10 protein-coding genes are annotated in these 12,714 nt (G+C 43.0%); 4 read left to right on the forward strand and 6 right to left on the reverse strand.

Annotated features, from left to right (window positions below; genetic code table 11):
• The first annotated feature begins 61 nt into the window (after nt 1-61).
• The 3 genes from Xinn_RS06045 (at nt 62) to ggt (ending at nt 3,456) form a co-directional block, all read left to right on the forward strand.
• Entirely contained in the window at nt 62-685 is a 624-nt protein-coding gene (locus Xinn_RS06045) for an acyl carrier protein phosphodiesterase (RefSeq protein WP_086954188.1), read from the forward strand.
• 155 nt (nt 686-840) lie between these two features.
• Entirely contained in the window at nt 841-1,443 is a 603-nt protein-coding gene (locus Xinn_RS06050; protein ID WP_086954189.1) for a peroxiredoxin C, read from the forward strand.
• 249 nt (nt 1,444-1,692) lie between these two features.
• Nucleotides 1,693-3,456 carry a gamma-glutamyltransferase gene (ggt, locus tag Xinn_RS06055; RefSeq protein ID WP_086954190.1) on the forward strand — a complete coding sequence of 588 codons (1,764 nt, stop codon included), beginning with the start codon at nt 1,693-1,695 and terminating at the stop codon, nt 3,454-3,456.
• Nucleotides 3,457-3,556: 100 nt separating this feature from the next.
• Here ggt and Xinn_RS06060 read toward each other — a convergent pair whose 3' ends face one another.
• The 6 genes from Xinn_RS06060 to phoB all read right to left on the reverse strand — a co-directional run bounded on the left by Xinn_RS06060 (nt 3,557) and on the right by phoB (nt 11,171).
• Complete coding sequence (locus tag Xinn_RS06060; RefSeq protein WP_086954191.1) at nt 3,557-4,870, reverse strand: sodium-dependent transporter; 1,314 nt, start codon at nt 4,868-4,870, stop codon at nt 3,557-3,559.
• Nucleotides 4,867-5,073, reverse strand: a complete 207-nt coding sequence (locus Xinn_RS21925) for a branched-chain amino acid transport system II carrier protein (protein ID WP_086954192.1) — start codon at nt 5,071-5,073, stop codon at nt 4,867-4,869. The genes Xinn_RS06060 and Xinn_RS21925 overlap by 4 nt, the downstream gene beginning before the upstream one ends.
• 269 nt (nt 5,074-5,342) lie before the next feature.
• Nucleotides 5,343-6,683, reverse strand: a complete 1,341-nt coding sequence (gene brnQ / locus Xinn_RS06070; protein WP_086956494.1) for a branched-chain amino acid transport system II carrier protein — start codon at nt 6,681-6,683, stop codon at nt 5,343-5,345.
• A gap of 664 nt (nt 6,684-7,347) precedes the next feature.
• Entirely contained in the window at nt 7,348-8,688 is a 1,341-nt protein-coding gene (brnQ, locus tag Xinn_RS06075; RefSeq protein WP_086954193.1) for a branched-chain amino acid transport system II carrier protein, read from the reverse strand.
• Between the two features lie 387 nt (nt 8,689-9,075).
• Complete coding sequence (gene phoR / locus Xinn_RS06085; protein WP_086954194.1) at nt 9,076-10,377, reverse strand: phosphate regulon sensor histidine kinase PhoR; 1,302 nt, start codon at nt 10,375-10,377, stop codon at nt 9,076-9,078.
• 104 nt (nt 10,378-10,481) lie between these two features.
• The gene (gene phoB, locus Xinn_RS06090; protein WP_086954195.1) at nt 10,482-11,171 is read right to left on the reverse strand and encodes a phosphate regulon transcriptional regulator PhoB; all 690 of its coding nucleotides are present in this window, start codon (nt 11,169-11,171) and stop codon (nt 10,482-10,484) included.
• 303 nt (nt 11,172-11,474) lie between these two features.
• Between phoB and sbcD the strand changes: the two genes are divergently transcribed.
• Entirely contained in the window at nt 11,475-12,701 is a 1,227-nt protein-coding gene (sbcD, locus tag Xinn_RS06095) for an exonuclease subunit SbcD (protein ID WP_086954196.1), read from the forward strand.
• Nucleotides 12,702-12,714 lie beyond the last annotated feature (13 nt).

Genomic DNA, 12,714 nt, shown 5'->3' on the forward strand with positions numbered 1-12,714 from the left:
GCACAAGCAAGGGTGCAAGAAAGAAGCATATTAGTTTAACTATTTGCGTTATACTCTCACCATGAATTTTCTCGCACACCTCCATTTAGCTACATTATCTGAAAGCTCTCTGCTGGGTAATTTAATGGCGGATTTTGTCCGTGGCACCCCAGAAGGTCGGTTCGCTCCTGATATTGTCTCAGGCATTCGTCTTCATCGCAGAATAGACAGCCTGACAGACAGCCACCCGCTGGTCATTGAAGCCCGGACTCTGTTTCGTAGCGAATATCGGCGCGTAGCCCCTATCACTCTTGATATCATCTGGGATCACTTTCTTTCCCGGCACTGGAGCAAGCTCGAAAAAAATTATTCCTTGCCTGAATTTGTTCAACTGGCGCGCAGCCAGATAGAACCTCATCTCAGTTTTACGCCAGAAAAATTTCAGGAACTGAATCAGTACCTTTGGTCACAAAATCTGCTTATCCGTTACGCTGACCTGACATGTATTGCCAATGTGCTACAGAGTATGTCCCGCAGACGCCCCAAATTATCGGCACTGGCAGGGTCATATCAAGATATCGAAGAGCATTATTCTGATTTTGAAGTATTATTCTGGCAGTTTTACCCTCAGATGATGGATCTTGTGACGCGCTACAGCCTGCCCGAACAGGAAATTTCGCCAGAACCTTGCACTTTTCCCAAATAGCTTTATCTTATGGTAGGCTAAAAGGAATTAAAAATAGATTATTGATAGGTAAAACCTATTATATCAATTGGTAATTTATCCTTTATTGCTATAACTTAATTCCTTATGCTGTAATCCGTTTCCACAAACACCTACAGAATTTTTAGGAGTCAATTATGGTTTTAGTAACCCGCCAAGCCCCTGACTTTACCGCTGCTGCGGTTCTCGGTAACGGCGAAATCGTTAATAACTTCAACCTGAAAAAACACCTGAATGGTCGTCCAGCCGTGATTTTCTTCTGGCCAATGGACTTCACTTTCGTTTGTCCTTCTGAGCTGATTGCTTTCGATCATCGTTATGAAGAATTCCAAAAACGTGGTTTTGAAGTTGTTGGCATTTCCTTCGACTCTGAGTTCGTTCACAACGCATGGCGCAAAACTCCAATCAGCGAAGGTGGCATCGGCGAAGTTAAATACCCAATGGTTGCTGACATCAAACGTGACATCATGAAAGCATACGGCATCGAGCACCCAGAAGCGGGTGTTGCTCTGCGCGGTTCTTTCCTGATCGATAAAAACGGTGTTGTCCGTCATCAGGTTGTTAACGATCTGCCACTGGGTCGTAATATTGACGAAATGCTGCGTATGGTTGATGCGCTGCAATTCCACGAAGAACACGGCGAAGTCTGCCCTGCACAGTGGGCAAAAGGCCAGGAAGGTATGGGCGCTTCCCCTGAAGGCGTAGCAAAATACCTGACTAAAAATGCTGACAAACTGTAATCTTCGTCAGTACTCAATCCGTTAATAGCACCACATTATTAATGGATTCCATAAGCCAGCCGCATTGCCGGCTGGTTTTTGTTTTTTCTATAATTGAAAATTATTTATTAAATATTCCGAATTATTGACTGGTACACGGAAAATCATCTTTCAAAAATCCTGAGCTTCCGATAATGTTATGTCACAAATAATTAACATAACCTTATAACCTTTCGGGTCTTACCTTAGCCCAAAAGTCAGGAGTGAAATATGTCCAAAACATGGAAAATTCCGTTCATCGTCGCCTCACTATTCGTTTCATCCTCTCTTTACGCAGCTACCGAACTTGCAGTTGAAGCCAAGCAAGGCATGGTAGTCAGTGCACAACATCTGGCATCACAGGCTGGTATTGATATTCTCAAAATGGGGGGTAATGCTATTGATGCCGCTGTTGCTGTAGGCTATGCAGAAGCGGTTGTTAACCCCTGCTGCGGTAATATCGGCGGCGGTGGTTTTATGACCATACATCTGGCAGATGGTACAGATAAATTTATTAATTTCCGTGAGACAGCCCCAGCGGCTGCCAGTGCCGATATGTATCTGGACAAAGACGGCAATGTTATCAAAGGTGCCAGCCTGTATGGTTACAAAGCCATTGGTGTGCCGGGAACAGTCATGGGGCTGGATACCGCGCTGCAAAAATACGGCACATTCACCCGTGAGCAGGTCATGGCTCCAGCCATTAAACTGGCTAGGGAAGGGTATGTTCTGACCCGTGGTGATACCGATATTATGGATACCACCGTCAAACGTTTTGCTCAGGACCCGGAAGCAGCCCGTATCTTCCTGCGTAAAGATGGCACTCCATTCCAGCCTGGTGACAGGCTCGTACAGACTGATTTAGCCAATACACTGGAGATGATTGCCAAACAAGGGCCAGATATTTTCTACCACGGAAAAATTCCTCAAATCATTGAAGAAACCTCAAAGAAATCAGGCGGGATCATCACAGCTGCTGATTTTGCCAATTATACTATTACCGAAACTACGCCTGTTACCTGTAGCTATCGCGGATATAAATTCATCTCAGCACCACCTCCCAGCTCTGGTGGCGCTACCTTGTGCGAAATATTGAATATCGTCGAAGGCTATGACCTCAAATCTATGGGCTTCAACTCTGCTGCTTATATTCATACGTTGACGGAAGCCATGCGTCACGCATATATCGACAGAAACACTTATCTCGGAGATCCTGCATTTATTAAAAACCCGCTTGACCGCCTTCTAAGCAAAAGTTATGCAGAATCCATCCGTAAAGAGATCCAGCCGAACAAAGCAACACCGTCAACACAGGTTCAGCCGGGTATTGGCCCACATGAAAAACCGGAAACAACGCATTATTCTGTAGTTGATAAAGATGGCAACGCGGTATCGACAACATATACCATCAACGGACGCTTTGGCGCAGTCGTTATTGCTCCGGGAACGGGTTTCTTCCTTAATGATGAAATGGATGATTTCACCACCAAGGTCGGAGAAAAGAACATGTATGGTCTGGTTCAGGGAGCAACTAACTCCATTGCCCCCGGTAAGCGCCCACTATCATCAATGAGCCCGACATTAGTGACTAAAGACAATAAAATTTTTCTGGTCTTAGGTTCTCCCGGTGGTTCAAGAATTATCTCCATTACCTTACAGGCTGCACTGAATATCATTGACTTTGATATGCCACCACAAGAAGCAGTGAACAGCCCACGCATTCACCATCAATGGCTGCCGGATGAAGTCTATTATGAGCAACGTGGCCTTTCGAAAGACACCTTAAATCTGCTGGAAAAAATGGGCTACAAAATGGTAGAACAGACTCCGTGGGGTGCAACAGAATTAATCATGATAGGTTTGCCGGGAGCTGCGGGAGTTTCTCCGGTCAATTCATCAGGCAATGACTCTGCTGTTTCAGGCAAGGTTCGCGAAGGGTATATCTATGGTGCCAATGATGTACGGCGACCGGCCGGAGCAGCTATTGGTTATTAAAAGGTCTATCAGTTTAGAGTAACTCCGCTTAAAAAATAAGGGTGAGCATTCAGATGCCCACCCTTATTAAAGCCATTCAGATAACCTGCGAGTCAGGCAATCAAATAAGCCCGTGTACCAAAATTACGCCGATACATAACGGCCCGACATATCTCCATATAAACATTAAGCACTGACGGCTCCGCAATGGCATGTTTTCTGGCATTAAAGCATTAGCCTTCTGTGACCAGCCAAATACGAGACAAATGATAATTCCGAACAATGGCATCAGGACATTGGAAGTCACAAAATCGAGCATATCGAAGATGGTTTTTCCACATAAGGTTAAGTGACTTAAGGGGCCAAAAGATAAAGAAACAGGGATACCCATCAACATAATCGACGCTGTAACAGCTAAACCTGCTTTACGGCGCCGCCATTTAAAACGTGACTGTACATAAGCAACAATATGTTCAAGTAATGAAATTGCGGAGGTCAGCGCGGCCATTAATAACAATAAAAAGAAAGTAACGGCTAATATTGAACCACCGGGAAGGCTGGCAAAATAGATTGGCATTGTCATAAACGTTAACCCCGGCCCGGCATTTGGTTTTAAGCCAGCAGCAGCCAAAGCAGGAAAGATCATCAGACCAGCCAATATACAGACCAGACAGGAGAGAATGACAACCCAGATACTCGAACGACAGATACCTTTGTTATCAGGTAAATAGGAACTATAAGTAATGTGGATACCCAAACCGATAGACAGTGAAAAAAACGCCAACCCTAATGCATCCAAAACACCTTTTCCAGTCAAGCTACTAAAGTCCGGGTATAAGAATAATTTTAGCCCTTCTGACGAACCGGGTAAGCGGATACCGACAATAATTAACATGATCATGATCAAGAATAACATCGGCATCATGACCTTAGCGGCTTTTTCCAGACCTCTTTGCACACCAGACAACACCACGTAACAAGTTAGTCCTGAAAATACCAGATGTGCAATTATCGGCCACCATGGATTACTGATGAAATTAGTGAAAATAGAAGTCAGTTGGGAAGTATCCGTAATATTTAACTGGCCTGTACTCGCCATCACCGTATAACCGATGGTCCAGCCACCCACAACACTGTAAAAACTATAGATACACCATGAGCTGAGTACGCCTATAAAGCCAACCCACCCCCAGTGTTTACCCATTAATTTTTTAAACGCATTAACAGCCACTTCACTTGTACTGCTCCCCAGTATATTTTCAGCTAGCAGGACTGCTAATCCAATCACAAAACTGAATAATAAAAATACTATCAGGAATGCACCACCACCATTTGTTGCTGAAACATAAGAGAATTTCCAGATGGCACCAATGCCAACGGCAGATCCGGTTGCTGCTAATATGTGTCCCAGACGGGATGTCCATTGTTGACTCATGCTAACCCCCGAATAGATACGGTGTCAGCACATGTATTCAGCCCCACAGCAGTAAGCAAAAGATCCGCATCAGCGTTCCAAACATGCTCACCTGCCTGCTGGTTAACTATAGATGGGGAGAGGATATATTCTTCCCCGATGGATGGGGTAAAGGTCATAGAACCTATTGCCCAAATATTTTTATATGATAAACAGTATGTCATGATAATTGTTAACTTATTACTTCAAAAATAATTTCACTTGTAATAGTTACCATCACAAGTACTTAAATTTCTAGGATAGAGATAATAACAGTCAGGGTAGCCAACAACTACACCGAGTAAAAATTTTAAGTGCTTAAAGACTCGACCCTATGCCTTGTAAGATGTCCAAAATTAGTAATCGACAAAATACAGGTTGCGCATTTTAAATGAGCAACCTGTGTTTTAACTCTTTTTTCAATGCTATTCAGATAATTATAAAGAACAGATAATCAGATCTGTTTCTGCTGAATCTCAGGTTTTGAAATTTTTGTTGTTCGTGCAATGCGATCATAAACAGCAGATGCCACTACCGACACCAGAGTTGGAATTAACCATGCCAGTCCTTGCTCTGCCAATGATAAATGCGTCGCCCATTCTGGTAAAAAATGAATCAGATAATCTGAAGACTTAACCGCATCCAGAATCCCGAACAGCAAACTGACTACCATAGCGGGAGCCAGAATCCGGGAAAAGTTATTCCACCAACCACTTGTGAAACTCAGTAATACCAACACAATACAAGGTGGATAGATTGCTGTAAGTACCGGAATTGAAAATGTAATCAGGTGGCTCAGCCCCAGATTGGAGACCAGCATAGAGAAAAAGGCCAAAAGCAAAACCAGAGTACGGTATGACAATGGCAGATAACGGCTGAAGAACCCAGCGCAGGAACAGGTTAAGCCAATTGCAGTGGTCATACAGGCCATAAAGATCAATACTGCCAGAAGAAAACTACCATAGTTGCCAAAAGTATTCTGAACGTAAGAATGCAGGATCACCGCACCGTTTTTTGCATCAGGGACTAATGTGCCGCTACCTTGCCCTAATTTAAACAAAGCGAGATACGCCAGAGTCAGGAAAAGTCCGGCCATCAGGCCTGCGTATATTGCATAGCGGGTCAGTAATGAAGGTGACTCTATGCCTCTGGAACGCACGGTATTAACAATGACAATCCCGAATACCATTGCACCCAGAGTATCCATTGTCAGATAACCATTCACAAAACCATTTGAGAATGGCATTTCCTGATAATTACCAACAGTAGGAATCTGACTACCCGCAGGCCACAAGACGGCAGCAATCCCCAGAGTAGCCAATGCAAGCATCTTGATAGGTGCCAGAATGCGCCCCACATTATCCAATAGCTTACCGGGATAAAGTGATACCAGAATTACCAACAGAAAATAGACGATGCTGTAAATGAAAAGCGGAAGTTTACCGCCTCCTGTTATCGGAGCAATACCGACTTCAAAAGAGACTGTTGCTGTTCTCGGTGTGGCAAACAGCGGGCCAACCGCCAAATAACAGACAGTAGCCAGTATCAGACCCGCCGTTTTTCCCATAGGAGAACTCAGCGCTTCAATGCCGCCGCCAACTTTTGCCAGAGCAATAACCGTGATAACAGGCAGACCTACAGCCGTAAGCAAAAAGCCAGCAGCCGCGATCCAGACATTCTCTCCTGCCTGTAAGCCAACCATAGGCGGAAAGATAATATTTCCCGCCCCGACGAATAAGGCAAAGGTCATAAAACCTAATGCCAAAATATCTTTAGATGATAAACGATGTGCCATAGTGATTGATAATATATTATTGTTTATAATTAAATATGAAATAATAAATGCCATAAGTGCAGTTACAAATAAAAATAAAGTCACTGCTATCAGCACCGAATTTTTCATTGATGAATTCGGATGTTAACTTTAATTTATAGCGTGTTTTATATGCAGTTATAACCATATACTACACAATTATAGTAACAACCAGAATCGCCAACAAATAAGTGTAAGTAAAGCGTTTATATCGCAAAAAGGCAAGTAGCAAACAAAAATGCAGAATAATATTCTTAATTAAATTTCAAAACTGGTGATTATCATTATCTATAATTGAATGCATAATATATGATTTTCATTTTTTCGTTATTATTTATCGATAAATCTGAATTTGCAAAAATACTTTCTAATGATTATTTATACTCATCTAACTTCAAAATGCTGGGTTGATTTTTAAATTAACAGTTTAAAATCAATAATATGAATTGTATCCTATCATGCATCTTCAAGTTTATTGCGTATAATTCATTAAAGTTTTTTTGCATTATGAATGAAATTCAATTTTATATTTACTGAAAGATAACATTCTTTCTATAAAATAATGTCCAAAACAAGAACACCGCAGCATGGGTTCATGCTGCGGTGCTTCATTCTTTGATTCCCAAAAAGAGTCAAAATATAATAATTAGCCTTGCCCTTGCTGCATTTCATGCTTTGGGAGTTTCGTTTCTCCCGCAATGCGATCATAAATAGCAAATGCGGCCACAGATAGCAGAGTTGGTATTAACCATGCCAGCCCCTTATCTGCCAAAGGTAAATGAGTTGCCCACTCAGGCAGCAAATGGGACAGGTAATGAGATGATTTAATCGCATCTAAAATTCCGAATATCAGGCTCACCAGCATGGCTGGTGCCAGAATACGGGTACAATTATGCCACCAGCGAATAGTAAAACTAAGCAAAATCAGAGCGATACAAGGAGGATAAATTGCCGTAAGTACCGGAATTGAAAACGTAATCAGATGGCTCAGCCCCAGATTGGAAACCAACATGGAAAAAAGCCCCAAAAGTAACACCAGAGTGCGATAAGAAAGAGACAAATAACGGCTGAAAAACTCTGCACAGGCACAAGTTAAGCCTATTGCAGTTACCATACAAGCGATAAAGATCAGTACCGCAAGGAAGAAGCTTCCATAGTTACCAAAAATATTCTGAACATAAGCATGCAGAATTGCTGCACCATTGTCAGCGGTTGGTACTAATTCGCCGCTCCCTTCTCCCAATTTGAACAAAGAAAGGTAAACCAGAGTCAGGCAAAACCCTGCTATCAAACCTGCCCACATTGTATAACGCGTCAATAATGAAGAAGACTCCACCCCTCTGGAGCGTGCAGCATTGACAATAACAATACCGAATACCATCGCCGCCAGAGTATCCATTGTCAGGTAGCCATTCACAAAGCCATTTGAAAACGGAATATCCTGATAAGTCGGAATTGCGGGAACAGAGTGACCCGCTGGCCATAGTACAGCAGCTCCTCCAAGAATCACCAGTGCCCCTATTTTGATTGGTGCCAGCACATGCCCGACGCTATCCAGTAATTTACCCGGATAAAGTGAAACTAAAACCACCAGCAAAAAATAAATGACACTATAGATAAAAAGCGGGAGTTCTCCCGAACCAGTTAACGGAGCAATACCCACTTCAAAAGAAACAGTGGCTGTTCTCGGTGTGGCAAACAACGGGCCAACAGCCAAATAGCAGATAGTTGCCAATATTAAACCGGCTGTCTTACCGATAGGGGAACTGAGCTCTTCAATACCACCACCAACTTTAGCCAGAGCGATAACAGTAATAACAGGCAGGCCTACAGCCGTAAGCAAAAAGCCAGCAGCCGCGATCCAAACATTCTCACCCGCCTGTAAGCCAACCATAGGTGGAAAAATGATATTTCCCGCACCAACGAACAGAGCAAAGGTCATAAAGCCTAATGCCCAAATATCCTTAGATGATAAACGATATGTCATAATGAGTGTTACATTATTGTTGCTAAAAGAATTGCATATACAATAAGAGATATTGCAAGCACTTGAATTTTCACTGGCGAATCTAGATCCTGATTAAACAGTCAGTGAACAGCATCATATTCACTGATACACGTAAGATGCCTAAATGGTGGTAATAGTAGGTAGAATCGCCAACAACTGGCCACAAGTAAAACTTTTATAGCGTTAAAAGGCAAGTAACAAACCGAAAAGCAGAGTAATATTTTAAACTAATTTCAAAATTAGTGATTATTATCATCTATCACTGAATACACCCTATATGATTTGCACTTTTTTTGCTCACATTGGCTAATAAATCAATTTATTGCCTGTATTATTAACATTAATTTTTTTAACATTATGATTTCTTTAGTCAGTTTTTGTATCAGAGGCAATGAACTGCTGAGGTAATAAGAAACTGAATACAGAACCTTTCCCGACAGTACTTGTGATATCAAGATGTGTGTTGTAGTGATGTAAGGCATGTTTCACGATAGCCAGCCCTAAGCCACTTCCTCCGGCTTTTCGTGAGCGGGCACGATCAACACGGTAGAAACGCTCTGTCAGGCGCGGTAAATGCTCAGGGCTGATCCCGGAGCCATTATCCTCGACTTTGAACAATGCACCATGAGTGGATCTCAACCAACTAACCTCAATGTGGGTTCCTTTTTCGGTATGATTGATAGCATTATGGATGAGATTCGACATTGCGCTTCTCAGTTGTTCTTCATTTCCCAACACATGAAGTGCCGCATCGACATTAAACACAATATCGTACTGTTTATCTGTCAATGTCCGCACCTCCTGTTCTAATACAGCCAGCATAGCCGGAACATCAACTATATTATGCACATCTACCCTTGAGCCAATTTCAATTCTGGAAAGATGTAATAACTGAGTGACCAGACAGTCCATTCTTTGCACCTGCTCCTGCATACTACTGACTGCTTTCTGATTTGCTTTCCCGCTGAGTTCCTGATCCTGCATCATTTCCAGATAACCCTGCAATACTGTTAACGGTGTTTTCAGCTCATGACTGGCATTCGCGAAAAAATCACGACGGGAATTTTCCAGTCGCCTTTTTTGCGTAATGTCACGGGCAATCATCAGTAATTGGCTTTCTGAATAAGGCATTAACTGAAATTCCACTATACGGCCATTATTTAATTCGAGAGAGAGAGGAGAGGTAAAATCACCCGCAATCATATAGCGACTGAAATCAGGGTAACGAAGAAGATTGAAAATAGACTGTCTATTATCCTCAGGCCAGCGAACGCCTAATAAATGTTGAGCCAAACGGTTACACCAAAAAATATTCCCTTCCTGTGTCATCATTACCAATGCGTCCGGTAATGACTCAGCACCACTACGAAACCGTTTGATCAATATTGCCAGCTCTCTGCGCCGCTTACGATTGCGTTGCTGTAACTGGTAAATCCCGTAGAAAACAGGTTCCCACCCTCCCCTGCCTGCCGGAGGCAACATACTGCGATCAAGCCACAGCCAGTCAGATAATTTCAGCAAATTATAACCATGCCATACTAATGCCAAAAATAGTGCAATAACCAACAGCCAAGCCAGATAACCGATAAAGAAAGACAAAATAACCGCAGGGAGACAGAAAAAAAACAGCCCCAGTACTAACTTTTTCCAAGATAATCTCTCAAGCACTTAACTCTCTCCAGTATATATTGGTCATCTTTCAAGTTGCTTATCTTCTGGCTGGCTTCCCAAAACTGAGTTTATTCAGGCAGCCCAGAAATCGTTCGGAAAAATTAATAGCGGGTGGAAAATCGATACCCTGTACCACGCACAGTCTGCACCATTTTATCGTGCCCCCCCATTTCGAGAGCTTTACGCAAGCGCCGAATATGTACATCAACTGTGCGATCCTCCACATAAACATTGGCTCCCCACACATAGTTGAGCAATTGCTCGCGGCTATAAACACGCTCAGGATGTGTCATGAAAAAGTGAAGAAGTTTGAATTCTGTTGGCCCCATATCAACAGTCTGCCCCAGGCTGGAAACTCGGTGAGATACCGAATCCAGCATCAACCCCTCTATATTGATAATATCTTCTGCTGCCATTGGGGAAATACGGCGCAATACAGCTTTAACGCGGGCGATTAACTCCTTAGGAGAAAAGGGTTTAGTAATATAATCATCAGCACCGACATCAAGCCCCCGCACCCGATCTTCCTCATCCCCCCGGGCAGTCACCATCATGACAGGAATATCTTTGGTTGAATTATTGCGTTTCATCTGCTTGATAATTTGTATGCCTGAACCGCCGGGTAACATCCAGTCCAACAGGACTAAATCAGGATAAGGCTCAGACAGGCACCCTACCGCAGTATCATAATCTTCCGCTTCAACAGGCTCATACCCATTCTGCTCCAGAACAAAACAGACCATTTCACGAATCGGGGCTTCATCTTCAACAACCAAAATACGTCTAACCATGGTTAATCCTGTCAGTATGATTGGTGTCAGCAAAATTCACAGTGAACTATTGTGAGTCAATTTTATTACAGTTTTATGAAAGTGATTCAATCTTAATCATAAAACTGTAACCAACATTGAGGGAAAGTTATCAGGCAATTACTTTGTTTCATTGTGGCTGCGAAGCCACTCGAAAATCTTTGAATGAAATTATAATTATCCACGACATCCGCAGGGCACTCATTATAATTAACATCTGAACAGCACTGAGAAGTAACATAGGCAAGACAGTAAAACAGGCAAGATAAGCAGAGTAAAAATATTATGCGGATTATTCACACATCAGACTGGCATCTCGGGCAATATTTCTTTACCAAAAATCGTGCGGCAGAACATCAGCACTTCTTACAGTGGCTTATCGGGCAAATAAATGAACATCAGGTCGACGCCCTGATTATTGCCGGAGATATTTTCGATACAGGTTCTCCGCCGAGCTATGCCCGAGAGCTGTACAACAGATTTGTGGTAGACTTACAGGCCACTGGCTGCCAGCTTGTCATTCTTGGCGGAAACCACGACTCCGTTGCAACACTCAACGAATCCAAAACCCTGTTCTCTTACCTGAATACCACTGTTATTGCCTGTGCCGAAACAGATATCCAGCAACAAATTAAAGTGTTGAATAAAAAAAATGGTCAGGCGGGAGCCATTCTGTGCGCCATTCCTTATCTACGTCCGCGGGATGTCATGTTCAGCAAAGCAGGCCAGTCAGCCATACAGAAGCAACAGGCTTTACAGGATGCCATCGCTGAACACTACCATCATCTCTATCAACAGGCGTGTAATTTACGGGAGCAACTCGGTCAACTCCTACCCATTATTGCAACCGGGCATTTAACCACAGTAGGCGCATCCACGACTGATTCAGTCCGGGATATTTATATTGGCACATTAGATGCTTTTCCGGCGCAAGCATTCCCCCCCGCTGACTATATTGCTCTGGGGCATATTCATCGTCCGCAATCAGTCAATAAAACTGAGCATATCCGTTATAGTGGTTCTCCTATTCCTTTGAGTTTTGATGAAGTGGGGCAAGAGAAAAGCGTCTGTCTGGCGGATTTTAAGCAAGATAAATTCAATAGCGTCACCCTGTTACCTGTTCCTAATTATCAGCCCATGCAGCTCGTTCGGGGTAATCTGCAACAAATAGAAGAACAGTTACAAACCCTCAGTAAATATCAGGGAGAACGGCCTGTCTGGCTGGATATTGAAGTCGCAACTCAAGATTACCTGCATGATATCCAGAAGCGTATTCAAACGATGGCCGCAGATTTACCTGTCGAAATTATCCTGTTACGACGTAGTAAAACTGCCCGGCAAATCTCATTGTCAGAGAAAAATAAAGAAACGCTGACTGAATTGAGTGTGTCCGAAGTCTTCGAACGGCGGCTGGCGATGGCTGAAATTGACGATCAGTCACAAAAACAGCGGCTGACAACCCTGTTCAAACAGACACTGGATGAAATTACCCAGCAATACACGCAGAAATAACGGTCAGGATGCA

Source organism: Xenorhabdus innexi (genome assembly GCF_002632485.1).
In the GTDB taxonomy this organism is placed as follows: domain Bacteria; phylum Pseudomonadota; class Gammaproteobacteria; order Enterobacterales; family Enterobacteriaceae; genus Xenorhabdus; species Xenorhabdus innexi.